We start from the raw sequence: 25,668 nt of genomic DNA, 5'->3' as shown, positions 1-25,668 counted from the left end.
CTTCAATTGTCTGAACGGGCCAGCGCCGCCAGCGTGGTGCGGATGCGTGCCCCAAGTGCGGGATCGTGGGTGGTTTCCAGCATCGCGGTCAGGCTGGCGCGCGCGTCGGCCAGGCGGCCCAGCCGTTGTTCCAGCCGGGATCGTTCCCACCACAGGGCACTGATCCGCGGTGCCAATATGGTCAGCCGTTCATACAGCGTCAGCGCCCGCGTCACATCACCGGCCAGTTGCGCCCGGCTGGCCTGATTCGAAACCAGCCGCACCAGCATCTGGCGGTTGCCCAGCACCGGAAAGCGCCCGCCGATCGGCAGGCCGCCGCCCTGGCGGGCAATGTCGGCGGCGCGCGCCTGCGTCACACTGGTGCCATGTTCGAACGGATCGATCAGCGCCGGGGTGCCGCCGCCATGCACTTCCACCAGCACATGGCCAGGCAGCGACAACGCCTCGGCCCGCCAGCCGACCCGGCGGGCCAGCGCGACATACAGGATCGACAGCGCAATCGGCAGGCCACAGCCCCGCGCCGCCACTGCCACCAGATCGGCATTCAAGGGGTTTTCATAATCCTGGGCATCGCCGGTGAAGCCGCCATCGCCGGCAATCAGCCCGGCAAGCCGCAGCGCGCGGGCCTGACCCGTGGTCGGCGCCAGATCGCGTTGCAAGCTGATCGCCCAATTCTGCATCAGGCGGCGCAGGCGCGCGGCATCGCCACGCGGCCGATCTGCCAGGCTCAATGCGATGCCGGCCTCGATCAGATCGATATCGCCATCATCCATCAGGCCGATTCTGCCCAGTTCAATCACGCTGCATCACCATCCATCCTGCCAGATTGCCACCAGATGCACCGGCAACGCCCAAGGCCGGATTACCACTGCGTCGTGCCTGATCACCGCGCCCGGCCAGCCATGGCGCGGCGCCAGCCAGCGAGCGGCGGACTGGCAGCGGCGCGCTGCGGCAGGATGCAGCGCCATCACGCCGGAGTCGAGAGCGGGCCGTGCCTTCACTTCCACGAACACCAATGTGTCCTTGTGGCGCATCAGCAGATCAATCTCCCCCACCGGGGTTTTCAGGCGCTGGCCGATCAGGCGATAGCCCTTGGCGATCAGCCAGATCGCGGCGATTCGTTCGGCAGTGCGCCCCCAGCGTTCACTTTGGCGGCGCTCCCGGCGTTGCCGCTGCTTATTCGCCATGCTTGATCACCAGCGCCCGGGCATAGGCGTCGGATCTGGACACGCCCAGCGCTTCGGCCACGCTGCGCGCCGCATCCTTCACTTTCATCGTCGCCAGCGCGGTGTGCAGCGCGGAATCGAGATCAGCCGCCGTGGCTGCCGCTACGGGCAAGGGTGGCCCGACCAGCACGACGATCTCGCCCTTCGGCGGCGCATCGGCCCAGCGCGCGGCGAGTTCCGACAAGGGCCCGGTCACCATCTCCTCGAACCGCTTGGTGAGTTCACGCCCCACGCCGGCCGGCCGATCCCCCAGTCCATCGTGCAGCGCGGCCAGTGTCGCGGCCAGGCGCGGCCCCGATTCGTAAAACACCAGGGTCGCCGGCACCGCCGCCAGTTCGGCAATCGCATCGTGCTTCGCCTTGGTCTTGGCGGGCAGAAAGCCGGCAAACAGGAAACGATCGGTGGGCAGGCCGGCGATCGACAGTGCGGCGATCGCCGCGCAGGCGCCTGGCACCGCCACCACATTCACCCCGGCGTCGCGGGCATCGGCAACCAGCTTGTAGCCCGGATCGGAAATCAGCGGCGTGCCGGCATCGGACACCAGCGCCACCGGTTCCACCAGCGCCCGCGCGATCAGGGCCGGGCGCACCGCGGCGGCATTGTGATCATGATAGGGCTGCATGCGCGTGGCGATGCCGAAATGGTTCAACAACCGGCCCGTCACCCGTGTATCTTCACAGGCGATCAGGCTGGCGCCGTTCAGCACCCGCACGCCGCGCAGGGTCATGTCTCCCAGATTGCCGATGGGGGTGGCCACAATGTATAGGCCGGGCGCGAGGCTGGCTGGCTCCTCTGGGGAGTCCGGTTCGGAAGAAGGAAGTTCGTGCACATGGCTATCAAGAGCGGTCTTGGCCGCAACTGGCAAGTCCTGCGGCCTGCCGTGCTGGCACTTGCCGTGGTGGTGGCCGCCTGCACCCCGGCGCGCAAGGCGCCCGTCCCGGTCGCGCCGCCGCCGCCGCCGCCGGTGGCCGCCCCCCGGCCGGCGCCGCTGCCCGAAGCGCGGCTCAACAAGGTGGCGCTGCTGGTGCCGCTGTCGGGTGCCAACGCGGCGCTGGGCGAATCGATCGCCAATGCCGCCGCCATGGCGATGACCGATCTGGGCAAGCCGCAGGTGCAACTGATCACCTATGACAGCGCGCCCGGCGCCGGCGAGGCCGCTGCCAAGGCGGTGGCCGATGGCGCCGGCCTGATCCTGGGGCCGCTGCTGGCCAGCGATGTGCCGGCGGTGAGCGCAGCGGTGGCCGGGCGGCCGGTGCCGATCCTGTCGTTTTCCAACGACGCCGGGGTGGCCGGCGGCGATGTGTTCGTGCTGGGTTTTCAACCGGGCCAGGCCATCAACCGCGTCATTGCCTATGTGCGCAGCCGTGGCATCGAACGCTTCGCGGCGCTGGTGCCGCAGGGCGCCTATGGCCAGCGTGCGCAACTGGCGTTCGTGAAGGCGGTCAACGATGCCGGTGGTCGCTCGACGGCGGTGGTCAGCTATGGCCGCGAGCCGGACAAGCTGCTGGCCGCCGCGCGCCAGGTCACCAACCATGATGCCCGTCTGCGCGCCAGCGGCAAGCCGGTGATCCGCCCCGATGGCACGGTGGCGCGCGTGGCCGGCGCGCTGGCACCGGTGCCGTTCCAGGCCTTGATGATCGCCGATTCGGGCAATGCCGCGCTGCGCTTCCTGCCGCCGCTGGCGCGCTTTGGCGCTGCGCCCGGCCAGGTGGTGATATTGGGCACGGAGCTGTGGAACAACGAGCCCGGTCTTGCCCGCGTGCCGGCGCTGAAGGGCGCGCTCTATGCCACCGTTGCCGATGCGCGCTTCAACAGTCTCGCGATGCGTTATCGCACCAAACATGGCGGCAACCCGTCGCGGCTGGCGTCCCTGGGCTATGATGCGGTGCTGCTGGCGCATAGTCTGGCGGCGCGCTGGCCGCTGAACCAGCCGTTCCCGCGCGCGGCGCTGCTGGCGCCGGATGGCTTTGCCGGCATCGATGGCGCGTTCCGCTTCACCCCCGGCCGGGTCGCCGAACGCGCGCTGGAAGTGGACCAGATCGGCAGCGGCGTGGTTTCACCGGCCCCGACGAGTTTCTAGGACCAAACCCGCTCCCTCCCCCTTGCGGGGAGGGCGTTCAAGCACTTCCTACCGCGCAATCTCCGCCAGCACGGCGTTGGCCAGCGGCCAGCCGGCGGCGGTCAGGCGCAGCCCCTGTGTGTCGGCGGTGATCAGGCCCTGCGCCGCCAGCCGCGCCGCAGCGTCGGGCCGAATCGCCTCGGCCAGCGTCACGCCGGCGCGCGCTGCGAACCGGGCGGCGTTCAGCCCTTCGGCGAGGCGCAGGCCCATCACCAGCGCTTCGGTCGTGCGTTCGGGGATCGTCAGCGGCGTTTCGCTTTCCATGCCGTGGCCATGTTCGGCGATGCCGGCCAGCCAGGCCTCCGGCTTCTTGCGGCGCAGCGTCGCCACGCCATGGCGGCGCCCGTGCGCACCCGGCCCGATGCCGGCATAATCGCCATAACGCCAATAGACGAGATTGTGCCGGCTTTCCTGGCCGGGCCGCGCGTGGTTGGAGATTTCATAGGCCGGCATGCCCGCCGCCGCCGTCACGTCCTGCGTGATGGCGAACAGATCGGCGCTGGTGTCCTCATCGGGCATCACCAATGCCCCCCGCGCATGCAGGGCGGCAAAGCGCGTGCCGGGCTCGATGGTCAGTTGATAAAGCGACAAATGGCTGGTGCCGAAGCCGATGGCGCGAGCAAGCTCTGCCTGCCAGCCTTCGCGGGTCATGCCGGGCCGGTCATAGATGAGATCGAAGCTGACGCGGCCGAACGTCGCCTGCGCCACATCCAGCGCCGCCAGCGCTGCGGCCACATCATGCGGGCGGCCGAGCAGTTTCAGCGCATCATCATCCAGCGCCTGCACGCCCAGCGACAGCCGGTTGACCCCGGCGCTGGCAAAGCCGGCAAAGCGCGCGGCTTCGACGCTGGAGGGATTGGCTTCCAGCGTGATCTCGATGTCACCATCCGGTGCCCAATGCTGGCAGGCAGCTTCGATGATCGTGGCGACGGTGGCGGGCGGCATCAGGCTGGGGGTGCCGCCGCCAAAGAAGATGCTGGCCAGCTTGCGCCCCGGCAGGCGCGCGGCTTCGAACGCCAGATCAGCGAGCAGTGCCGCCTGCCACTGCGCCTGATCGACCGACGCGCGGACGTGGCTGTTGAAATCGCAATAGGGGCATTTGGTGACGCAGAACGGCCAGTGGACGTAAAGGGCGAGGGGGTCGGCGCTTGTCACGCTCACCCCCAGCCCCTCCCGCAAGCGGGAGGGGCGCCGTTCAGCCCTTGCACAATCTGCTCCCCGCCCGCTTGCGGGAGGGGCTGGGGGTGGAAAAGTGTCAAGCGCCCACCGCCGGCAACAGCCCCACCAACAGCCCGAACGCCCGCGCCCGGTGATTGTCGGCTTCCTTGTCGGCCCGCGCCATCTCGCCATAGGTCTGGTCGCGTGCCTCCATCAGGAACATCGGGTCATAGCCGAAGCCATTCCCCCCACGCGGCGGCCACACCAATGTGCCATCCACGCGGCCTTCCACCACCTCGGTGTGGCCATCCGGCCAGGCGACGCACAGCGCGCAGATGAAGTGCGCGGTGCGCGGGGCATCGCCCAGTTCATCGTTCACCCGCGCCATGGCGGCGCCGAAATCCTTGGCTTCGCCCGCCCAGCGCGCCGAATAGATGCCGGGCGCACCGCCCAAGGCTTCGACACACAGGCCGGAATCATCGGCAATTGCCGGCAGGCCGCTCGCCGTGGCGGCGGCCAGCGCCTTCAATCGGGCATTGCCGATGAAACTGTCTTCGGTTTCCTCCGGCTCCGGCAGACCCAGTTCGCCGGCCGACACCACATCCAGCCCATGCGGGCCAAGCAATTCGGCCAGCTCGATTACCTTGCCCGGATTGTGCGTGGCCAGCACAAGCCGGCCCGGCTGGAGCGGCCTCATCGGCCCACCGCAACCAGTTGCGCGGCAAACACCTGGTTGCAGCCGATGCGGGCGAGGCGCAGCAGGCGCAGCAGGGTTTCTTCATCGAACGGCTCGCCTTCGGCCGTGCCTTGCACCTCGACGATGCCGCCCTGGTTGGTCAGCACGAAATTGGCGTCGGTGCCGGCGTTCGAATCCTCGATATAGTCCAGATCGAGCACCGGATGGCCATTGTACACCCCGCAGCTGATCGCCGCGACTTGTGCGGGCAGCGGATCGGCGGCCAGCGGCGTTTTTGCATGGATGTGATCGATGGCCAGCCGCAGCGCCACCCAGGCCCCGGAAATCGCCGCCGTGCGGGTGCCGCCATCGGCCTGGATCACGTCGCAATCCAGCGTGATCTGCCGCTCGCCCAAAGCCACCAGATCGGTGACGGCGCGCAAGGAGCGGCCGATGAGCCGCTGGATTTCCTGGGTGCGGCCTGATTGCTTGCCCTTGGCCGCCTCGCGGCTGCCGCGGGTGTGGGTGGCGCGTGGCAGCATGCCATATTCGGCCGTCACCCAGCCCTTGCCTTGCCCGCGCAGCCAGGGTGGCAGGCGTTCTTCGACGCTGGCGGTGACCAGCACATGGGTGTTGCCGAATTTGACGAGGCACGATCCTTCGGCATGGGCCGAAAAACCGGGGATCATTTCGATCGACCGCATCTGGTCGGGGGCGCGGCCGGATGGGCGCATGAGGCAAGCCTTTCAAGATTGAACAGCCGTGGCCTTATTGCCTGGCGACCCGGAAGGGAAGGGCCCCCCAATGCCGCCCCCCCCAATGCCACCCATTGCGCCCACCCGTCTGCCGCCATACACTCTGCCCATGCAGCAGACCCCGTCGCTGGCCGAACTCAACGATCGGGCGCGCGCCATCTTCCGGCAGATTGTCGATGCCTATCTGCTGTCCGGTGCGCCGGTGGGCAGTCGCACGCTGGCCAAGGGCGGCGGGTTGGGCCTGTCGCCGGCCTCCATCCGCAATGTCATGCAGGATCTGGAGGAACTGGGCCTGCTGGCCGCACCGCACACATCGGCCGGGCGCTTGCCGACCGAACTCGGCCTCAGGATGTTTGTCGATGGCATGATGCAGGCCGCCGAAGTGTCGGAGGATGAACGCGCCGCGCTGGAGGCCGGGCTGGCACCCGGCGTGGCGATGGAGGAAGCGCTCACCCGCACCACCGCGGCGCTGTCCGGCCTGTCGCAGTGCGCCGGGCTGGTGCTGGTGCCGTCGCGCGAAATGATCATCCGGCAATTGAGTTTCGTGCCGCTGTCGCCGCTGCGGGCGCTGGTGGTGCTGGTCGGTGCCGATGGCAGCGTGGAAAATCGCCTGCTCGATCTGCCGATCGGCATGTTGCCGGCCACATTGGAAGCCGCCGCCAACTATATCAGCACGCGGCTGGCCGGATTGACGCTGGCCGAGGCGATGGTGCGGCTGGAACAGGAAATCGCCGGGCATCGTGCGGCGCTGGATGTCCTCACCCAGGCGGCGGTGGCGGCCGGGCTGGCGGTGTGGTCGGCCGACGCCACGGCGCGCCCGGTGCTGATCGTGCGCGGCCAGGCGCAATTGATCGAAGGCGAGATGGATCTCGACAAGGTGCGCCAATTGCTCGACGATCTCGAGGACAAGGCCGAACTGATCCGCCTGCTGGACATGGCGCGCGGGGCGGACGCCACCCGCATCTTCATCGGCGCGGAATCGCGATTATTCTCGCTGTCCGGCTCCAGCGTGATTGCGGCACCCTATCGTGGCAACGATGGCCGGGTGATCGGTGTTGTGGGGGTTATCGGGCCGACGCGGTTGAACTATGCCCGTGTCATCCCCATGGTGGATTACACCGCCCGAACCTTGAGCAGATTGGTATCATGAACGACGTGACCGACACCCAGGATATCCCCGAAGCGCCCGAAACGGCCCCCGAAACCAGCGCGGAGCTGGATCTGGCCGAAGCCTTGCTGGCCAAGGATCAGGAAATTGCCGATCTGAAGGATCGCGTGCTGCGCGCGCTGGCCGATGTGGAAAACACCCGCCGCCGGCTGGAGCGCGACAAGGCCGAAGCCACGCAATATGCCGTCACCAATTTTGCCCGCGACATGCTGGCGGTGGCCGAAAATCTGCGCCGCGCCGTTGCCTCGCTGCCCGCCGAGGGCTTTGATGGGGTGCGCGCCGGCATCGAAGCCACCGAGCGCGAACTGATCGCCATCTTCGGCCGCCAGAACATCACCCGCATCGATATCATGGCCGGGCAGCCGCTCGATCCCAACCGCCATCAGGCGATGATCGAGGTGCCCAGCGATCTGCCGGCGGGCAGTGTGGTGGCCGAACTGGCCAGCGGCTGGACGATCCGCGACCGACTGTTGCGCCCGGCGATGGTCAGCGTGGCGCGCGCGCCGGATTGAGAACCCCACCCCCAGCCCCTCCCGCAAGCGGGAGGGGAGCCGTTTGGTCCATGCGCAATCTGCTCCCCTCCCGCTTGCGGGAGGGGCTGGGGGTGGGCATCATCCCGCGATGGCCGGCCAAGTCCCCCGCACCATAAACCCCCGCCAGCTGGCGCGCGCTCGCGAATTGCGCACCAACGGCACCCGCCATGAAGCCACGCTCTGGAGCCGCCTGCGAGGCAGCGCCTGCGGCCACAAATTCAGCCGCCAGATCAGTATCGGGCCCTGGATTGCCGATTTCGTTTGCCGGCGCCATCGCTTGATCGTGGAACTGGACGGTGGTTGGCATGATGTGGCGCGGGATGCGCGACGGGATGCTGATCTTTTGGCGCGTGGCTATCGCGTGCTGCGAATACCGAATTGGGCGCTTGATGAAGACGTGGACGGCGTGGTGCGCCAGATCGTGGCAGCAATCGAAGGGTAGTTCATGCCGTTCCCACCCCCAGCCCCTCCCGCAAGCGGGAGGGGAGTCGATTGTACCCGGCGCGAAACGCGCCCCTCCCGCTTGCGGGAGGGGCTGGGGGTGGGCAGCGCAGCCTAGACCCAGCCCAGTTCCTTCTCCGCCGCGCGCCGGTCGAGCTCCGCCCGGCTGATCTTTTCGCTCGCCGATTTCAACTGGCCGCAGGCGGCCATGATGTCCCGGCCGCGCGGGGTGCGCACCGGGGCGGAGATGCCGGCGTTGAAGATGATGTCGGAAAAGGCGCGGATGCGTTCGGGTGGGGAGCAGAGATAGGCGCTGCCCGGCCACGGGTTGAACGGGATCAAATTCACCTTGGCCGGCAGGCGATAGCGGCGGATCAGCCGCACCAGTTCGCGCGCATCCTCGTCGCTGTCGTTCTTGCCATCCAGCATCACATATTCGAACGTGATGCGCCGCGCATTGTTGGCACCGGGATAATCGGCACAGGCCTGCAACAATTCGTCGATGCCGAATTTCTTGTTGATCGGCACGATCTCGTCGCGGATTTCCTTGGTGACCGCGTGCAGCGACACCGCCAGATTGACGCCGATTTCATGGCCGGCGCGCGCCATCATCGGCACGACGCCACTGGTCGAAAGCGTGATGCGGCGTTTGGACAGGCCCAGGCCATCGCCATCCATCACGATCTGCAGCGCATTGCGCACATTGTCGAAATTATACAGCGGCTCGCCCATGCCCATCATCACGATGTTGGTGAGCATGCGCCCTTCCGGCGTGTAATTGTTGCCGGGGTTGTGCGCGCCGGGGATGTAGGGGCGATCATCGTCGTCATCATCCGTGTCGGGCAGGGCGGGCAGGCTGGCGGCGCCATTGGGCCATTCCCCCAGCGCATCGCGCGCCAGCATGACCTGGCCGACGATTTCCGCCGCGGTCAGGTTGCGCACCAGCTTCATCGTGCCGGTGTGGCAGAACCGGCAGTTGAGCGTGCAGCCGACCTGTGACGACACGCACAACGTGCCGCGCCAGGCATCGGGAATGAACACGCATTCGGCTTCTTCGCCATCGTCAAAGCGCAGCAGCCATTTGCGCGTGCCGTCGTTCGACACTTGCGCGGTCACCACCTCGGGGCGGCCGACGACGAAATGCTGATCGAGGATCGTCCGCATGTCCTTGGAAATATTGGCCATGGCCTGGATTTCGGTGACGCCGCGATTGTACAGCCAGTGCCACAACTGGCTGGCGCGCATGTTGATCTGCTTGGCTGGAATGCCGATGTCGGCCAGCGCGCTGCGCAGTTCGGCTTTCGACAGGCCGATCAGCACGCGCTTGCCATCGGCGCGCGTGCCCGCCTTGCGCGGCAGCACCATGGGATCGGACGGGCCGGGGATCGGCATCACCGCAGCGGGCTGTAGGCTATCGTCGGGGGTGGTTTCGGCGGCGTTGATCATCGCAGGGCCATAGACCAAAAGCCGGCCAGCGAAAACCGCTTGCGAAACCGCTTGCATGGCCCCGGCCGCACGGCGACTGTCGCACGGCAGGCGGGGGAGCAGCAATGGCGACACGGGCGGCGAACGACACCAGCGGCATCCTCTCCAACCGCAATCTGGCTTATGCCATGGCGGCGTTGTTGGCCGTGGTGCTGGCGGCGGTCGTGCGCGGCGGCGGTGGCCTGATGACGCTGCCGTTGCTGGTGCAGATCCATCTGCTCAGCATGATGGCGGTGATGGCGCTGACCGTGCCGATGCTGCTGAGGGCCAAGGGCACCCCGCGTCACCGTCGGCTGGGGCGGGTCTGGGCCGGGCTGATGTGGGGCAATGCCATCATCACCCTGTTCTTCAATATGGGCAGCGGCCATCCGGTCGGCGGCGTGTTTGTGGGCGATTGGTCCCCCATTCACGCGCTCAGCCTGTTCGTGATGGTGATGGTGCCGGTGGCGGTGATCAGGGCCCGGCGCCATGACCGGGCTGGCCATGCATCGGCGATGCGCGGGCTGGTCATCGGCAGCCTGCTCATCGCCGGTTTCTTCACCCTGCCGTTCGGACGGTTGCTGGGGACATGGCTGGCCGGTTGAGCCGCGCGCCAGAGCCTACATGGCGCTGATGCCGCCATCCACATACAGGCCATGGCCGGTCACCATCTTGGCTTCGTCGCTGGCCAGATAGACCGCGGCCCAGGCGATGTCATCGGGTTCGCCCACCGCGCCCAGCGGGATCTGCCGGCCCAATTTGGCCAGGCCTTCCTCGCGGCCCATGCGGCTGGTGATGCCATCCAGGATCGGCGTGTCGATGAACACCGGATGGATGCTGTTGCAGGTGATGCGATACTGCTGCTTGGCGCAGTGCAGCGCGACGCTCTTGGTCAGGTGGCGAACGGCGGCCTTGGCGCTGTTGTAGGCGGCGCTGTTGTGCGCGGCGATGACGCCGGCAATGCTGCTGAGGTTGATGATGCTGCCGCGCACGCCGGTTTCGCGCACGGTGCGCGCCATGGTCGGCAGGCTGAGCTTGCAGCCCAGGAACACGCTGTCCAGATCGATGCTGTGCACGCGTTTCCAGGTGTCGAAATCGGTGGCCTCCACCGTCGATCCCGCCGCGATGCCGGCATTGTTGACCAGCACGTTGAAGCCGCCCCATTTTTCTTCGGCGAAAGCGATGGCCGCTGCCCAATCCTCGGGGCTGGTCACGTCATGGCGGCAGGCGACCGCAGCTTCGCCGATGCTGGCTGCCACCGCGGCGACGCCGGCTTCGTTGATGTCGGTCAGGATCAGCCGCGCGCCTTCCTCGGCCATGCGCCGCGCCATCGCTTCGCCCAGACCCTGTGCTGCGCCCGTGATCAAGGCTACCTTGCCTGCCATGCGGTTCATCGTCGTGTCTCCCAATAGCTGAATTTGCCTGCACGCTGCCCCGCCGCGCGCGTCAGGGCAAGCTGATACTCTTGACGCTGGCTTGTGCGCACCATACCTCCCGGCGATGGCCATCCTCCCCATCATCGAAACGCCGGACGCACGGCTGAAACAGATCAGCACCCCGGTTGCCGCCGTCACCGGTGCCCACCGCACGCTGATCGCCGACATGTTCGAAACCATGTATGACGCGCCCGGCATCGGCCTGGCCGCCATCCAGGTTGGCGTGGCGGAACGCATCCTGGTGATCGATCTGCAACCCGAAGCCGATGAGACGCCGGACGACGCCGATCCCGAAACCATCGTGCGGGTGAAACAGCCGCGCGTGTTCATCAACCCGGAAATCACCTGGGCGTCGGACGAGCACAGCGTCTATCAGGAAGGCTGCCTGTCGGTGCCGGAAATGTACGCCGATGTCACCCGCCCGGCCCGCATCCGCGTGACCTGGCTCGACGAACAGGGTGCCGGCCATGACGAGGAACTGGACGGCCTGCTCGCCACCTGCCTGCAGCACGAGATGGACCATCTGAACGGCGTGCTGTTCATCGATCACCTCTCCCGGCTGAAGCGCGACATGCTGCTGAAGAAGCTGGAGAAGATGCGGCGGACGGGCCGGGCGGCGTAAAACCCCTCTCCCCTCGCGGGAGATTCGGCGCAGCCGAGCGGGGTGAGTGGGTGCACGTTTGATCACCCGCGACCACCCCTCACCCCGGGCCGCCTTCGGCGTCTCTCGCCCGCTCCCGCAAGGGGAGAGGGTTATGCGGTCACCGCGTCCACGATCAGCTTTGCTGCATCCTCGGGCGGCTTCAGCCGCGCCGGGTCTTCGCCCGGATAGGCCGCGGCGCGCATCTTGGTGCGGGTGGCGCCGGGGTCGATGATGTGGGTGCGGATGGCGCTGATGTTGCGCACTTCGGCGCCATAGGTGTGCACCAGATTTTCCAGCGCCGCCTTGGTCGCGGCATAGCCGCCCCAATAGGCGCGCGGGGCGCTCGCCACCGACGAGGTGATCGCCACCAGGCTGGCGGCACGCGACTGGCGCAGCCAGGGATCGGTGGCGCGGATCAGGCGCATGTTGGCGGTCAGATTGATCGCCACCAGCTTGTCCCATTCCTTCAGATCGAGATGCGGCACCGGCGCCAGCGTGCCAAGCAGCCCGGCATTCAGGATCAACGCATCCAGCGTCCCCCAGCGCGCGCCGATGGCGGCCCCCAACCGATCGATGGCGTCGAAATCGGCCAGATCGAACGGCGCGATGGTGGCGGTGCCGCCAGCGGCGTGGATGCGATCATCCACCTCGGCCAGGGCCTTTTCGGTGCGGGCGGTGATGATCACATGCCAGCCGGCCGCCGCCAGCGCTTCGGCGGTGGCAGCACCGATGCCGCGGCTGGCGCCGGTGATCAGGGCGAGGGGTTTGGTGGTGTCGGTCATGGCGGGTGATTAGGGGCGCGGGCCCGGCGGGGCAAGGGGCGCGGCCGGCGGCAAAGCCGCCGAGTCCGTTTCGGAAGGGAGGACAGGAAGAAAGAGCGCGGCGAAGCCGCACCGTCGAAGCTGTTCCGCCGGCCTCAGGGCCGACGGCCAGCACGCGCCGCGCCGCGCTAAATCACCCGCTCCGCCAGCAGACTCAGCTGGTCCGGCACTTCGGCATCTTCCTGATCGGTCAACCGCGTCGGGTAATCGCCGGTGAAGCAGGCGTCGCAATATTGCGGCCCGCTGTCGTCGCGGGTGGCTTCGCCGACGGCGCGGTAGAGGCCGTCGATCGACAGGAACGACAGGCTGTCCACCTTGATGAAGTCGCGCATGCGTTCCACGTCCATCTGCGCCGCCAGCAGCTTGGACCGTTCCGGCGTGTCCACACCGTAATAGCAGCTGTGACGGGTCGGCGGGCTGGCGATGCGCATATGCACTTCTTCGGCGCCGGCTTCGCGCAGCATCTGCACGATCTTCACGGATGTTGTGCCGCGCACGATGCTGTCGTCGATCAGCACGACGCGCTTGCCGGTGATCATGGCGCGGTTGGCATTGTGCTTCAGCTTCACGCCAAGGTTGCGGATCTGGTCGCCCGGCTGGATGAAGGTGCGGCCGATATAATGGCTGCGGATGATGCCCAGTTCGAACGGGATGCCGCTTTCCTGGGCATAGCCGATGGCAGACGGTGTGCCGCTGTCGGGCACCGGCACCACGATATCGGCGTCCACCGGATTCTCGCGGGCCAGCTCGGCGCCGATGCGCTTGCGCACTTGATAGACCGACGATCCATCGACCATCGAATCGGGCCGGCTGAAATAGACATGTTCGAAAATGCACGGCCGCGGGCGCAGCGGCGCAAACGGCCGGATCGATCGCAGACCCCGTGCCGAGATGATGATCAACTCGCCCGGCTCCACGGCGCGCAGGAACGTCGCCCCCACCATATCGAGCGCCACGGTTTCGGAGGCGAGGATGTACGAATCGCCCAGCCGGCCGAGCACCAGCGGCCGGATGCCGAGCGGATCGCGGCAGGCCAGCATGCCTTCGGCGGTCAGGCACAGCAGGCTGTAGGCGCCTTCGACCCGCTTGAGCGCATCGATGAAGCGATCGAGCAGCGTGCGATAGGCCGAAGTGGCGACCAGGTGGATGATCACCTCGGTGTCGCTCGTCGATTGAAAGATGCTGCCGCGCCGCACCAGTTCGCGGCGCAGGGTCGTCGCGTTGGAGATATTGCCGTTGTGCGCCACCGCAAAGCCGCCGCTGGCCAGTTCGGCAAACAGCGGCTGCACATTGCGCAGCGCGGTCTCGCCGCTGGTGGAATAACGGTTGTGGCCGATGGCGATCTCGCCCTTCAGCGCATTGATCACCGAATCCTTGTCGAAATTGCCGGCGACATGCCCCATGGCGCGGTGGGTGTGGAATTCCTTGCCATCGAAGGTGGTGATGCCGGCGGCTTCCTGGCCGCGATGCTGGAGCGCATGCAGACCAAGCGCGGCAAGCGCCGCTGCCCCTTCCGCGCCATAGACGCCGATGACGCCGCATTCTTCGTGGAGATGATCCTGTTCCCACGGGTCGGTTGTCAAAATCGGGTCCATGGGGTCGGCCTTTGTCAACGTGCGTGTCCCGCGCCATATAGGGCCGGGCGGGACCGTTGTCTGCCCTTTTGCGACGGAAATTGTCACATGAATGCAACCTTGGACGAAAGTTCGGCGTTTACGCCCCGGTGGGGCGCCGATGGCCTGATCACCGCCGTTGCGGTCGATACGGCGTCGGGCGCGGTGCTGATGGTCGCTCACATGAACGCCGATGCCCTGGCGGCCACCATCGCCACCGGGGAGGCGCATTACTGGAGCCGGTCGCGCCGCGAGCTGTGGCACAAGGGGGCGACCAGTGGCGCCCTCCAGCGCGTGGTGGAAATCCGCGTCGATTGTGATCAGGATTGTCTGCTGCTGATGGTGGAACCGGCCGGCCCGGCGTGCCATACCGGCCGCCAGAGCTGTTTCTATCGCCGGCTGGGCAGCGCCGGCCTGGAACCCGTCACAGCGGAGAAGGCGTCATGACCGAGGACATTCCCACCGGCCTGCAGATGACGGTGTTCGACGAGACGTTCCGCAATCGCCCCAGCGAACGCTTTGCTGCGCTGCGTGCCGCCGATCCGGTGCACGAAGACAAGATGTTGGGCCGGGTGCTGCTCACCCGCGCCGCCGATGTGGCTGCGGTGCTCAAGGATCGCAGCCTGTCGGTCGACCAGAGCAACGCCGCGCCGGACACCATCGTGCAGCGGCTGACCAGCTTGCAGGACCGTGAAGCGCCGCGATCGATGCTGGTGCTCGATGATCCCGATCATGGCCGCCTGCGCCGGCTGGTGACGCACGCCTTCAATGCCCGCGCCATCGATGCCATCAAGCCGCGCGTGGCCGACGTTGCCGACGAATTGCTCGACGCGGTGGCCGACGCGCCGGAATTCGATCTGATCGAATCCTATGCCTCGCCGCTGCCGATCATCGTCATCGCCACCATGCTGGGCGTGGATGCGGCGGATGTCGGCGATTTCCGGCGTTGGTCGAAGGGGCTGGCCAATGTCTTCTCGCCGATCCGCACGCCGGAATTCCTGGCGGCGCTGAAGGCCAATGCCGATGAACTGAGCGCCTATTTCGAGCGCGCCATCGCGACACGCCGCGCCGCCCCGCGCGGCGATCTGATCAGCGCGATGATCACTGTGGAGGAAGGCGGCGACACGCTGTCCACACAGGAGATTGTCACCATGTGCAATCTGCTGCTGCTGGCGGGCAATCTGACCACCACCGATCTGATCGGTAACGCGACGCTGGCCCTGCTGCGCGCGCCCGATCAACTGGCCGTGGTGCGGGCCAATCCGGCGCGCATGGCCGATGCCATCGAGGAGACGCTGCGGCTCGACCCGCCGGTGATGCAGAGCCTGCGCATTCCGCTGGCGCCGCGCGAGATCGGCGGCTGCCCGGTGCGCGCCGGCGAAGCGCTGACCACCTTCCTGATGGCCGCCAGCCAGGACCCGGCGCTGCACGAAGATCCGCTGCGCTTCGATATCGACCGGGCGGACAAGACACATTTTGCCTTCGGCGGCGGTGTGCATTTCTGCCTCGGCGCGCCCTTGGCCCGCGCCGAGGCCGATATCGCGCTGACCAGATTGTTCGCCCGCTTCCCCGGTCTGGCGCTGACCGGCGCGCCCATCGAGCGCAACATTTCGGCAGCGTTCAATGGCGTGCAGCAATTGTGGGTGCGGCCCTGACCATTCTTGTCGCCGGCGCCACCGGGCTGGTTGGCGGACTGGTGCTGGGTCTGGCGCGCGACGTCATCCCCGTCAGCCGCCGCCCCATCCCCGGCCATCCGGGCGTGGTCGCGGATTTCGATGATCTGCCGCCCTTGCCGCCGGCCGATGTGGCGATCTGCGCGCTGGGCACCACCCGTGCCAAGGCCGGCAGCGACGCGGCGTTCCGCGCGGTCGACATGCATGCCGTGCTGGCCTTCGCCCGCGCTGCGCAGGCCGCCGGGGTCACGCGTTTCATTCTGGTGAGCAGCGTTGGTTCCAATGCCAGCGCCAGCCTGCTCTATCCGCGCACCAAGGGCGAAGTGGAGGCCGCGCTCGAACAGATGCGCTTCGCCCGGCTGGACATTCTCCAGCCCGGCCTGATCATCGGCCCGCGCAATGAGCGGCGGCCCGTGGAGCGCTTCCTGCAATGGGCGGCGCCAGCGATGGACCTTGCGCTGCCGCGCCACCTCGGCAGCATCCCGGCCGAGACCGTGGCCGGTGCCATGCTTGCGCTGACGAAACACAGCCAGCCCGGCGTGTTTCGCCACGGCAATCGCGCAATTGCCGCAGTGGCCGCGAAGTTCCTTGGTTTGCAGGGCTTTGGCCGGGCTTGATATCGTTCGTTTGCATGCTGATATCAAAAGCCCAACCGACCATGGTGCCCGATGCGCTTTTCGAGGCTGTTGCCGATCCCCTTGCTGGTGCCCTTGCTGGTGCCCTTGCTGGTCCCCTTGCTGGTCCTGGTGCCGGCCCATGCCGCAAAGCCGCCACTGGAACTGGAGGTTGACCGGCCCATTCATGCCACCATCGCCGGGCGACCGGTGACACTGCGTCTTGCCAGCGGCACGGTTGATCATGTCACGCTCAATGATCCGGTGGTCCGGCGGGTGGGTCTGCGACCGCAGCGCGAAGACGGAACGGCCAATCTGGAAGTGGGCGGTCTCAGGGTGCTCAAGGGGCGCCATGGCGGCGCCTGGGTGCGCGTGGCCGGCCGTTGGCAGGAACAGCAGATCTATTGGTTTCCCGGTGCATCGCCCCTGCCGCTCGATGGCAGCATTGGACCGATGGCCATCGCTGAACCGCGGCTGACCCTGCGGTTTGCGCCCGGCAATGCCGCCCCGGCGCTGCGCCTGCGACTGGTCGGCGAAATCGACACCACCGCGCATGGCCTGGTCAATGGCAAAGACTTTGGCTTTCTGGTCACCGTCGATCCCGGCGTCAGGCGCAGCTTGCCGCTGGTATCCGCGGCGGTCGGCGCCGCGCTTGCGAACCGCCTGGGGGGGCGCCTGGAGGGCGAACCCTGGTCGGAAGACATCGTGCTCGGCGTGCGCCGCCCTGTGCGCCGGCTTGTGCTGGACACGCCGCTGTTGCTGGGCCGGCTGCGCCTTGACGAGGTGGCGGTGCGGGTGGGTGGGCCACGGGACCGCACCCAGTTTCTTGCGCCAGGGCAACGGCCAATCGAGGAAGCAGCGCCGGACCCGGCGGAGATGACGGTGCGGGGCCGGACGCTGGTGAACCGGCGCGTCGCCTATGTCATGTCGCTGTCGCGAACCCAGATGGAGCAGTATGGCTGTACCCATCTGGGCATCGACAAGCGATCAGGGCATTGGGAACTGGCCTGCCATGTCGCGCAGGACCGTTGATGAGGCGGGCCGGTGATTCAGGCTGCAGCGCGTCGCCGCCGGCGGGCGAAGCCGACCAGCGCAAAGCCCAGCAGCAACAGCGCCCAGCTTTGGGGTTCCGGCACCGCCGCCGGGGGTGATGGCGGCACGATGGTGCCGTGGCGCAATGCATCAAACGCCACCAGCGGTTCCAGCGGCATGGTGAAGGTGATGGTGGAAAAGGGTGCGTCGGCGATCACGCCCCAGAAACGTGGCTGGTTGATGGTCAGGCCCAGCGTGTCGCTGCCAAAACCGCCGGTGATTTCCATGTCGCCTTGCGCACCCGGCACGCCATCGAAATTGGACGTTACAAAGATGCCGAACGCATTGATCGTGCCGTCAAAGCTGAACACCGCCCGGCTGTTGCCATTATCGTCATAAAAGACATAGCCGGCGCCTTCGACCAGGCCGGCCGGCAAGACATTGTTGCTGCGCGAGGATTGGATGCTGTTGCTGCTGCCAGCCAGTTCGCCCAGCGTGAAGCCGGCATAATTTTGCAGGGCGGCCCCGGCGCGCGGGGCGTTGAAGCCTTCGAAGCTGAGCGTGGCGCCGCCGGCAGCCAGAAAGGCGGCCTCGTTCGTGTAGAAGCTTGTCGCCGCCGCTGCCGGTGCCGACAGCAATGCGCCGATCACAAAAGCCAGTCCCGCTCGCTGCACCTGTTGCATCACTTGCGCCCCCGAACATGACGGCATTGCCGCCAATCAGAAACCTAGCGCAGCAATCAACCCTGACGCCACCGCCATGTGATCCGATTCGGCTGCAATCTGAACCAGTTCAGTATTTGCTGCCGCGCCCGCTTCCCTGCTGCGCTCTGCCGGCTTGCCTTGCGCTGACGCCGGGCTTTGCTTGACCTTTACGTAAACGTCACCTACCCGGATCGGCCATGAACGATATGGCCCAGCCCCCCGTGGTTGATCTGCTTGCCGCCGAGCTGCTTCACGCCTTCGCCACCGCGCCGGCGCCGCCGGTGGCCGGCGATGTTCAGCAATTTTCCATCACCGAACTGGCGCTGGCCTTCAATGTCACCCCGCGCGCCATCCGATTCTATGAAGATCAGGGCCTGATCACGCCGGAGCGGCAGGGCCAGAACCGCATCTATTCCAGGCGGGACCGCGCCCGGCTGGCGTGGATCCTGCGCGCCAAGAATGTCGGTTTCAGCCTCGCCGAAATCCGCGAGATGATCGATCTTTATGACGTCGGCGATCACCGCCAGACCCAGAAGCGCGTGACGCTGGAAAAATGCCGGGCGCGTATCGCGCTGCTCGCCGAACAGCGCGCCGATATCGACGCCACCATCACCGAACTGCAGAATTTCTGTGCGATCGTTGAAGGGTCGCTGCGCACGCAACAGGGCAGCGATGCCGAACCGTTGCGCACGGCCACGAAAGGACGCTGACATGCCGCGTTATACCGCGCCTGTGAAAGACACGCTGTTCGTGCTCGATGCCGTTGCCGGCCTCTATCACCACGGCAATGTGCCCGGCTTTGCCAGCGTGTCGCCGGATCTGGTCGAGGCCGTGCTGAATGAAGGCGGCAAATTCTGTTCGGAAGTGCTCGCCCCGCTCAACCTGCCCGGGGACCGGCAGGGCTGCACCCGCCATCCCGATGGCAGCGTCACCGCGCCGGACGGGTTCCGTGATGCTTACCAGCAATTCTGTGATGGCGGCTGGGGTGGTCTGATCGCCGACGAACATCACGGCGGCCAGGGCCTGCCCTACACCATCGGCGCCGTGCTGCAGGAATATATCGCCGCCAGCAACATGGCGTTCGGCATGTATCCCGGCTTGTCCGAAGGCGCGCAGGCCGCCATCGACGTGGTCGGCACGCCGGAGCAGAAGGCCAAATATTTGCCGCCGATGGTGCACGGCCGCTGGACCGGCACGATGAACCTGACCGAGCCGCAGTGCGGCACGGACCTCGGCCTGATCCGCACCCGCGCCGAACCGCAGGCCGATGGCCGTTGGTCGATCACCGGCACCAAGATCTTCATTTCGGCCGGCGAACATGATCTGTCGGAAAACATCATCCACCTCGTGCTGGCCAAGACGCCGGGCGCGCCGGACAGCGTGAAGGGCATCAGCCTGTTTCTGGTGCCGAAATTCATGGTGGGTGACGATGGCAGCCTGGGCGCGCGCAATGGCGTTTCGTGCGGCAGCATCGAACACAAGATGGGCATCCACGCCAACGCCACCTGCGTGATGAACTATGATGGCGCCACCGGCTATCTGCTGGGTGAGGAGATGAAGGGCCTGGCCGCCATGTTCATCATGATGAACGCGGCACGGCTGGGCGTGGGCATCCAGGGCCTGGCGCAGGCCGATGCCGCCTATCAGAACGCCGTGGATTACGCGAAGAACCGCCAGCAGGGCCGCAGCCTGACGGGTGCGAAGAATCCGGATGGCAAGGCCGATCCGATCATCGTCCACCCCGATGTGCGTCGCATGCTGATGGATGCGCGTTCCTATACCGAGGGGATGCGTGCGCTGGTGTTGTGGAGCGCCATCCGCGTCGATCTCGCCCGCAAATCACCAGAGCCTGAGGCCCGCGAACTGGCCGATGATCTGATCAGCCTGTTGACGCCGGTGATCAAGGGCTATGGCACCGATCGCGGTTATGAAGTGGCCACCAATTGCCAGCAGGTGCTGGGCGGCCATGGCTATATCGCCGAATGGGGCATGGATCAGTTCGTCCGCGATGCCCGCATCGCCATGATCTATGAAGGCACCAACGGCATCCAGGCGCTCGATCTTGTGGGGCGCAAGCTTGGCGCCAAGGGCGGCCGCGGCACGCAGGCGTGGCTGGGCCAGGTCGGCGGCGACATTGCCGCGGCCACGGATGAGCGGCTGGCCTTCATCACAGCGCCGCTGTCGGCTGCGCTTGGTGATGTGCAGGCGGGTATCTTGTGGTTGCTGCAGAATGGCATGACCAACCCGGACAATGCCGGCGCGGGTGCGACGGCCTTCATGCGGATGATGGGCCATGTCGCGCTGGGCCATATGTGGCTGAAAATGGCCGGCGCTGCGCTGGCCGCGCTGGATGCCGGCGCTGCTGATCCGGATTTCATGCAGGCCAAGCTCACCACCGCCCGTTTCTTCGCGGCGCGCGTGCTGCCGGAGACGTCCGGCCTGCGCGCGCAGCTGGAGGCGGGGGCCGAAACCGTAATGGCAATGCCGGCCGAGATGTTTTGACCAAACTGCTCCCCTCCCGCGTGCGGGAGGGGTTGGGGGTGGGCCTTCCCACAAGCACCGCCCCCGCAAATTGAAGACCCACCCCCAGCCCCTCCCGCAAGCGGGAGGGGAGCGAAGAAGGGAAGAAAAGATGACCGAAGCCTATATCTACGACGCCGTCCGCACCCCGCGCGGCAAGGGCCGCAAGGACGGCAAGCTGCACGAGATCACGCCGATCCAGCTCGCCACCCAGGTGTTGCAGGCGGTGCGCGACCGCACTGGCATCGATACCGCCGATGTCGATGATGTCGTGCTGGGCTGCGTCTCGCCGGTGGGTGAGCAGGGCAGCGACATCGCCCGCGTCGCGGTGCTGAACGCCGATTATGCCGAAACCACGGCGGGCGTGCAGATCAACCGGTTCTGCGCGTCCGGCCTGGAAGCCACCAACATGGCCGCCGCCAAGGTGATGACCGGTGAAGCGATGTTCGCCATCGGTGGCGGCGTCGAATCGATGTCCCGCGTGCCGATGGGCAGCGACGGCGCCGCCTGGGCGATGGACCCGGCCGTGGCCTGGAAAACCTATTTCGCGCCGCAGGGCATCGGTGCCGATCTGATCGCCACCAAATATGGCTTCAGCCGTGCCGATGTGGACGCTTACGCCATGGAATCGCAGCGCCGCGCGGCGCAGGCCTGGGCGGAAGGCCGCTTCAAGGGCTCGATCGTGCCGGTGCGCGACGTCATCGGCGAAGTCGTGCTCGCCCACGATGAACATATGCGTCCGCAGACCGACATGCAGTCGCTTGGCGGCCTTGCCCCGGCCTTCCAGGTGATGGGCGAACAGATGCCGGGCTTCGATGCCATCGCGCTGATGCGCTATCCGGAGGTCGAGAAGATCGATCACGTCCACCACGGTGGCAATTCGTCCGGCATCGTCGATGGCGCATCCGCCATCCTGATCGGCAACAAGGCCATGGGTGAGAAATATGGCCTGAAGCCGCGCGCCCGCATCCGCGCCATGGCCAGCATCGGCAGCGAACCGATGATCATGCTGACCGGGCCGGAATTCGTCGCCGCCAAGGTGCTGGCCCGCGCCGGCATGACCAAGGACGATATCGACCTGTTCGAACTGAACGAGGCGTTCGCGTCGGTGGTGCTGCGCTACATGCAGGCGTTCAACATCAGCCATGACAAGATCAACGTGAACGGCGGCGCCATTGCCATGGGCCACCCGCTGGGTGCCACCGGCGCAATGATCCTGGGCACCGTGCTCGATGAGCTGGAACGCACCGGCAAGGGCACCGCGCTGATCAACCTGTGCGTGGGTGCCGGCATGGGCACCGGCACGATCATCGAGCGGCTGTAACCGCCCCCAATTCTCCCCTCCCGCTTGCGGGAGGGGCCAGGGGTGGGCCTTGCCGCCCGCACCAGCTCCACAATCGACGACCATTCCCACCCCCAGCCCCTCCCGCAAGCGGGAGGGGAGCCAGTAGAGGGAAACCCCAAATGACCACCGCCATCCGTTCCGAACTCGATGCCGACGGCATCCTCCTGCTCACCATCGACGTGCCCGGCCAATCGATGAACGTCATCACGCCCGAAGTGCAGGCCGATCTGGCCGCCGCCATCGAACGGCTGAAAACCGATGACGCCGTCAAGGGCGCCGTGCTCACCAGCGGCAAGCCCAGCGGCTTCATGGCCGGCGCGGACCTGAAGGGCATGGGCGCGCTGTTCGGCGGCGGGGCGAAGCTCCCCGAAGGCAAGAGCAAGATGGCCGCGCTGTTCGATGGCGTGTTCGGCCTCAACAAATTGCTGCGCGATCTGGAAACCTGCGGCAAGCCGGTGGCGGCCGCGGTGAACGGCCTGGCACTGGGCGGTGGCCTCGAATTCATCCTCGCCTGCCATTATCGCGTCATTGCCGACAATCCGAAGATCACGCTGGGCCTGCCGGAAATCATGGTCGGCCTGTTCCCAGGGGCCGGCGGCACCCAGCGGCTGCCGCGCCTGATGGGCATCCAACCCGCCTTGATGTATCTGCTGCAGGGCAAGAACATGTCCCCGCAGGAAGCGCTCGGCTTTGGCGTGGTGCAGGAAATCGCGCCCGCCGCCGACATCGTCGAACGCGCGCGCGCCTGGGTGAAGGCCAATCCCAAGGGCGGCGTGCAGCCGTGGGACACCAAGAATTTCAAGATGCCCGGCGGGCCCGCCACGGCGCTCAATCCGAATTTCGCGCAGATGTTCGTTGGCGGCACCGCGATGACGCATGTGAATGCCGGCGACAACATGAACGCGCCCAAGGCGATCCTGTCCGCGGTTTATGAAGGCCTGCAGGTGCCGATGGACCTCGCCATCCGCATCGAGAGCAAATATTTTGCCAAGGTGGTGGCCGACCCGCAGGCCGGCAACATGATCCGCAGCCTGTTCGTTTCCAAGCAGGCCGCCGAAAAGGGCGCGCGCCGCCCGGCCGGCATGCCGCCGATGCCGACGAAGAAGATCGCCATGCTCGGCGCCGGCCTGATGGGTGCCGGCGTCGCCATGGTGACGGCACAGGCCGGCATCGAGGTGGTGCTGCTCGATCGTGATCTGGCCGCCGCCGAAAAGGGCAAGCAATATACCGCCGACCGGCTGGCCAAGAAGAAGATGCCGGCTGACAAGGCGCAGGCCATTCTCGATCGCATCCACCCCACCGCCGACTATGCCGATCTGGCCGGCTGTGACCTGATCATCGAAGCGGTGTTCGAAACCCGCGAGATCAAGGCCGATGTGACCAAGGCCACCGAAGCCGTCGTTGGCCCGGATGTCATCTTCGGTTCCAACACCTCGACCCTGCCGATCACCGGCCTGGCCAAGGCATGGAGCAAGCCGGCGAATTTCATCGGCATCCACTTCTTCTCCCCGGTGGAGAAAATGCCGCTGGTGGAAATCATCGTCGGCAAGGAAACCGGCCCGGCGGCCATCGCCAAGGCGCTGGATTATGTCGCCGCCATCCGCAAGACGCCGATCGTGGTGAATGACAGCCGCGGCTTCTACACCTCGCGCTGCTTCGGCACCTATGTGCAGGAAGGCCTGTCGTTGCTCGGTGAAGGCACGACCCCGGCGCTGATCGAGAATATCGGCAAGCAGATGGGCATGCCGGTCGGCCCGCTGGCGGTGAACGATGAAGTCGGGCTCGATCTGTCGTACAAGGTCGGCCAGCAGACCCGCGCCGATCTGGGCGATGCCTATGTCGCCGGCCCGGCCGACGGTGTGATCACGAAAATGCACGATCTTGGCCGCCAGGGCCGCAAGAATGCCAAGGGCTTCTATGTCTATCCCGAAGGCGGCAAGAAATATCTGTGGCCCGAACTGTCGGCAACAGTCGCCGGCGGCCTCGCCGAACAGCAGCCCACGCCGGCCGAGGTGAAGGAGCGCCTGCTCTATCGCCAGCTTGTCGAATGCGCGCGCTGCTTTGCCGAAGGCGTGCTGGAAACCCCGCAGGATGGCGATCTGGGCGCCATCTTCGGCTGGGGCTTTGCGCCGTTCACCGGCGGGCCGTTCAGCCATATGGACACGGTGGGCATCGCCAAGGTCGTGGCCACGCTGGACCGGCTGGCGCAAGCCCACGGCGCCCGCTTTGCGCCGCCGCAGTTGCTGCGCGACATGGCGGCGGCTGGGGAGAGCTTCTACGGCATGGCGGCGAAACGGGCGGCGTAGCCATCCGCCCCTCCCGCTTGCGGGAGGGGCGGATGGGCCTCCCAGCCTGGTCCTGCTGCGAAAACCCACCCCCAACCCCTCCCGCAAGCGGGAGGGGAGCATTGGTCGCTTGCACCCTTGGCCCAGCCACGGCACGTTGCGGGCATGTCCGTCTCCGCGCCCTTCACGCTGCCCAACGGCCAGCGCCTCAACAACCGCATCGCCAAGGCGGCGATGACCGAGGGGCTGGCCGGCAAGGATGGCCTGCCTTGTGCTGCCCATGAAGCGCTCTACCGCCGCTGGGCTGCAGGGGGCTGCGGCCTGCTGCTGACCGGCAATGTGCAGATTGATCGCCAGCATCTCGAACGGCCGGGCAATGTCGTTGTCGATGGGCCGCTGTCCGCCGATGCCAAGGCGGCCTGGGCACGCTGGGCCGCCGCCAGCACCGAACATGGCACCCAGGCCTGGGTGCAGATCAGCCATGCCGGCCGCCAGACCCAGAAGATCGTCAATCCGCACCCCAAGGCCCCCAGCGCCGTCGCGCTGGCGCTGCCCGGTGGGCAGTTCGGCACGCCGGTGCCGCTCACGGAACGCGAGATTCTCGATCTGATCGATCGCTTCGCCCATGTCGCCACTGTGGCGCGCGAAGCCGGCTTCACCGGCGTGCAGATCCACGCCGCGCACGGCTATCTGCTCAGCCAGTTCCTGTCCCCGCTCGCCAATATTCGCACCGACGCCTGGGGTGGCAGCCTCGAAAACCGCGCCCGCTTCCTGCTGGAAACCGTGAAGGCGGTGCGCGCCGCGGTCGGCACCGATTTCACCGTCGCGGTCAAATTGAACAGCGCCGATTTCCAGAAGGGCGGCTTTGGCTTCGACGATTGCCTGACCGTCGCCGGCTGGCTGGCCGACAGCCAAGTCGATTGCCTGGAATTGTCGGGCGGCACCTATGAACAGCCGGCGATGATGGACATGGACGGCCTGACCCCGCGTGAGGAACCCAAACAACAATCCACCCGCGCCCGCGAAGCCTATTTCGTGCAACTTGCCAAAGCCCTGCTCGCCGCCAAGACCCCTCCACTGATGGTCACCGGCGGCTTTCGCAGCCTGGCGGCGATGGAAGATGCGGTGGCCAGCGGCATCAGCCTGATCGGCGTCGGCCGGCCGCTGTGCGCCGAACCGGACTGTGTCGCCGATCTGCTGGCCGGTGCGTCGGAAGAATTGCCGCGGTTCGAGGACAATCTGACCATCGGTCCCTGGTGGACCGGGCGCTGGCTCGGGCCGGCGTCACCGGTCAAGCTGGTGCGCACGCTCAACGGCTTTGCTGCCCAGGCCTGGTATTATCAGCAACTGCGCCGGCTCGCCATCGGTGGCGCAGCGGAAAAACTGAACCCGTTCAAGGCATTCCTTGCCGAACAGCGTGAGAACAAGGCCCGGCTCTGATC

General features: G+C 66.7%; 26 protein-coding genes. 15 read left to right on the top strand and 11 right to left on the bottom strand.

Annotated features, from left to right (window positions below; genetic code table 11):
- Positions 1-2 precede the first annotated feature (2 nt).
- From ABWP22_RS11960 to rsmI, 3 genes are read right to left on the bottom strand one after another with little or no spacing between them, the layout of a single operon-like run.
- On the bottom strand, positions 3-800 hold the full coding sequence (locus ABWP22_RS11960; protein ID WP_353200204.1) for a transglutaminase family protein: 798 nt from the start codon (positions 798-800) through the stop codon (positions 3-5).
- A gap of 6 nt (positions 801-806) precedes the next feature.
- On the bottom strand, positions 807-1,187 hold the full coding sequence (locus ABWP22_RS11955) for a YraN family protein (RefSeq protein ID WP_353200203.1): 381 nt from the start codon (positions 1,185-1,187) through the stop codon (positions 807-809).
- Positions 1,177-1,983 (bottom strand): 16S rRNA (cytidine(1402)-2'-O)-methyltransferase, encoded by an 807-nt coding sequence (gene rsmI, locus ABWP22_RS11950; RefSeq protein WP_502951123.1) that lies wholly within the window; start codon positions 1,981-1,983, stop codon positions 1,177-1,179. Before rsmI ends, ABWP22_RS11955 begins: the two co-directional genes overlap by 11 nt.
- 72 nt (positions 1,984-2,055) lie before the next feature.
- On the opposite strand from rsmI, the gene ABWP22_RS11945 reads away from it, so the two are divergent.
- Entirely contained in the window at positions 2,056-3,306 is a 1,251-nt protein-coding gene (locus tag ABWP22_RS11945; RefSeq protein WP_353200201.1) for a penicillin-binding protein activator, read from the top strand.
- Positions 3,307-3,354: 48 nt separating this feature from the next.
- Here ABWP22_RS11945 and hemW read toward each other — a convergent pair whose 3' ends face one another.
- From hemW to rph, 3 genes are all read right to left on the bottom strand, one after another.
- Entirely contained in the window at positions 3,355-4,500 is a 1,146-nt protein-coding gene (hemW, locus tag ABWP22_RS11940; RefSeq protein ID WP_353200200.1) for a radical SAM family heme chaperone HemW, read from the bottom strand.
- A gap of 100 nt (positions 4,501-4,600) precedes the next feature.
- Positions 4,601-5,200 carry an RdgB/HAM1 family non-canonical purine NTP pyrophosphatase gene (gene rdgB / locus ABWP22_RS11935; RefSeq protein WP_353200199.1) on the bottom strand — a complete coding sequence of 200 codons (600 nt, stop codon included), beginning with the start codon at positions 5,198-5,200 and terminating at the stop codon, positions 4,601-4,603.
- Positions 5,197-5,913: a ribonuclease PH gene (gene rph / locus ABWP22_RS11930; protein WP_353200198.1), complete on the bottom strand. Its 717-nt coding sequence runs from the start codon at positions 5,911-5,913 to the stop codon at positions 5,197-5,199. Before rph ends, rdgB begins: the two co-directional genes overlap by 4 nt.
- Positions 5,914-6,043: 130 nt before the next feature.
- On the opposite strand from rph, the gene hrcA reads away from it, so the two are divergent.
- From hrcA to ABWP22_RS11915, 3 genes are all read left to right on the top strand, one after another.
- Complete coding sequence (gene hrcA / locus ABWP22_RS11925) at positions 6,044-7,084, top strand: heat-inducible transcriptional repressor HrcA (protein WP_353200197.1); 1,041 nt, start codon at positions 6,044-6,046, stop codon at positions 7,082-7,084.
- Complete coding sequence (locus ABWP22_RS11920; protein ID WP_353200196.1) at positions 7,081-7,614, top strand: nucleotide exchange factor GrpE; 534 nt, start codon at positions 7,081-7,083, stop codon at positions 7,612-7,614. The genes hrcA and ABWP22_RS11920 overlap by 4 nt, the downstream gene beginning before the upstream one ends.
- Positions 7,615-7,723: 109 nt before the next feature.
- Positions 7,724-8,077, top strand: a complete 354-nt coding sequence (locus ABWP22_RS11915; RefSeq protein WP_353200195.1) for an endonuclease domain-containing protein — start codon at positions 7,724-7,726, stop codon at positions 8,075-8,077.
- A 113-nt stretch (positions 8,078-8,190) separates the two neighbouring features.
- Here the strand turns inward: ABWP22_RS11915 and rlmN are convergent, their stop codons facing one another.
- Positions 8,191-9,522 (bottom strand): 23S rRNA (adenine(2503)-C(2))-methyltransferase RlmN, encoded by a 1,332-nt coding sequence (gene rlmN / locus ABWP22_RS11910; protein WP_353200194.1) that lies wholly within the window; start codon positions 9,520-9,522, stop codon positions 8,191-8,193.
- Positions 9,523-9,626: 104 nt separating this feature from the next.
- Here rlmN and ABWP22_RS11905 point away from each other — a divergent pair, with 104 nt between their 5' ends.
- Positions 9,627-10,145 carry a DUF2306 domain-containing protein gene (locus ABWP22_RS11905; RefSeq protein WP_353200193.1) on the top strand — a complete coding sequence of 173 codons (519 nt, stop codon included), beginning with the start codon at positions 9,627-9,629 and terminating at the stop codon, positions 10,143-10,145.
- A 15-nt stretch (positions 10,146-10,160) separates the two neighbouring features.
- On the opposite strand, the gene ABWP22_RS11900 is transcribed toward ABWP22_RS11905, so the two are convergent.
- Entirely contained in the window at positions 10,161-10,934 is a 774-nt protein-coding gene (locus ABWP22_RS11900; protein ID WP_353200192.1) for a glucose 1-dehydrogenase, read from the bottom strand.
- Positions 10,935-11,040: 106 nt separating this feature from the next.
- On the opposite strand from ABWP22_RS11900, the gene def reads away from it, so the two are divergent.
- Positions 11,041-11,598, top strand: coding sequence for a peptide deformylase (def, locus tag ABWP22_RS11895; protein ID WP_353200191.1), 558 nt, complete (start codon positions 11,041-11,043; stop codon positions 11,596-11,598).
- Positions 11,599-11,729: 131 nt separating this feature from the next.
- Here def and ABWP22_RS11890 read toward each other — a convergent pair whose 3' ends face one another.
- A complete protein-coding gene (locus ABWP22_RS11890; protein WP_353200190.1) occupies positions 11,730-12,401 on the bottom strand; it encodes an SDR family NAD(P)-dependent oxidoreductase in 672 nt (223 codons plus the stop codon).
- A gap of 167 nt (positions 12,402-12,568) precedes the next feature.
- A complete protein-coding gene (gene purF, locus ABWP22_RS11885) occupies positions 12,569-14,035 on the bottom strand; it encodes an amidophosphoribosyltransferase (protein ID WP_353200189.1) in 1,467 nt (488 codons plus the stop codon).
- Between the two features lie 87 nt (positions 14,036-14,122).
- On the opposite strand from purF, the gene hisI reads away from it, so the two are divergent.
- The 4 genes from hisI to ABWP22_RS11865 are packed head-to-tail and all read left to right on the top strand — an operon-like array spanning position 14,123 to position 17,372.
- Positions 14,123-14,500 carry a phosphoribosyl-AMP cyclohydrolase gene (gene hisI, locus ABWP22_RS11880; RefSeq protein WP_353200188.1) on the top strand — a complete coding sequence of 126 codons (378 nt, stop codon included), beginning with the start codon at positions 14,123-14,125 and terminating at the stop codon, positions 14,498-14,500.
- Positions 14,497-15,708 carry a cytochrome P450 gene (locus tag ABWP22_RS11875; protein ID WP_353200187.1) on the top strand — a complete coding sequence of 404 codons (1,212 nt, stop codon included), beginning with the start codon at positions 14,497-14,499 and terminating at the stop codon, positions 15,706-15,708. Before hisI ends, ABWP22_RS11875 begins: the two co-directional genes overlap by 4 nt.
- A complete protein-coding gene (locus tag ABWP22_RS11870) occupies positions 15,693-16,343 on the top strand; it encodes a Rossmann-fold NAD(P)-binding domain-containing protein (protein WP_353200186.1) in 651 nt (216 codons plus the stop codon). The genes ABWP22_RS11875 and ABWP22_RS11870 overlap by 16 nt, the downstream gene beginning before the upstream one ends.
- A 51-nt stretch (positions 16,344-16,394) precedes the next feature.
- The gene (locus ABWP22_RS11865; RefSeq protein WP_353200185.1) at positions 16,395-17,372 is read left to right on the top strand and encodes a hypothetical protein; all 978 of its coding nucleotides are present in this window, start codon (positions 16,395-16,397) and stop codon (positions 17,370-17,372) included.
- A 17-nt stretch (positions 17,373-17,389) separates the two neighbouring features.
- Here the strand turns inward: ABWP22_RS11865 and ABWP22_RS11860 are convergent, their stop codons facing one another.
- On the bottom strand, positions 17,390-18,055 hold the full coding sequence (locus tag ABWP22_RS11860; protein WP_353200184.1) for a PEPxxWA-CTERM sorting domain-containing protein: 666 nt from the start codon (positions 18,053-18,055) through the stop codon (positions 17,390-17,392).
- A 227-nt stretch (positions 18,056-18,282) separates the two neighbouring features.
- Here ABWP22_RS11860 and ABWP22_RS11855 point away from each other — a divergent pair, with 227 nt between their 5' ends.
- The 5 genes from ABWP22_RS11855 to ABWP22_RS11835 all read left to right on the top strand — a co-directional run bounded on the left by ABWP22_RS11855 (position 18,283) and on the right by ABWP22_RS11835 (position 25,666).
- Positions 18,283-18,786 (top strand): MerR family transcriptional regulator, encoded by a 504-nt coding sequence (locus ABWP22_RS11855; RefSeq protein WP_502951124.1) that lies wholly within the window; start codon positions 18,283-18,285, stop codon positions 18,784-18,786.
- Between the two features lies 1 nt (position 18,787).
- The gene (locus tag ABWP22_RS11850; RefSeq protein ID WP_353200182.1) at positions 18,788-20,578 is read left to right on the top strand and encodes an acyl-CoA dehydrogenase C-terminal domain-containing protein; all 1,791 of its coding nucleotides are present in this window, start codon (positions 18,788-18,790) and stop codon (positions 20,576-20,578) included.
- A gap of 130 nt (positions 20,579-20,708) precedes the next feature.
- Positions 20,709-21,920, top strand: a complete 1,212-nt coding sequence (locus tag ABWP22_RS11845; RefSeq protein ID WP_353200181.1) for an acetyl-CoA C-acetyltransferase — start codon at positions 20,709-20,711, stop codon at positions 21,918-21,920.
- 140 nt (positions 21,921-22,060) lie between these two features.
- A complete protein-coding gene (locus tag ABWP22_RS11840) occupies positions 22,061-24,247 on the top strand; it encodes a 3-hydroxyacyl-CoA dehydrogenase NAD-binding domain-containing protein (protein ID WP_353200180.1) in 2,187 nt (728 codons plus the stop codon).
- A gap of 144 nt (positions 24,248-24,391) precedes the next feature.
- On the top strand, positions 24,392-25,666 hold the full coding sequence (locus ABWP22_RS11835; RefSeq protein WP_353200179.1) for an NADH:flavin oxidoreductase/NADH oxidase family protein: 1,275 nt from the start codon (positions 24,392-24,394) through the stop codon (positions 25,664-25,666).
- Positions 25,667-25,668 lie beyond the last annotated feature (2 nt).

The sequence above is a fragment of the Sandarakinorhabdus sp. genome, from assembly GCF_040398665.1.
Lineage (GTDB): Bacteria > Pseudomonadota > Alphaproteobacteria > Sphingomonadales > Sphingomonadaceae > Sandarakinorhabdus.
The sequence above is the reverse complement of the archived record's forward strand: the minus strand, read 5'-3'. Positions and strand labels throughout refer to the sequence as shown.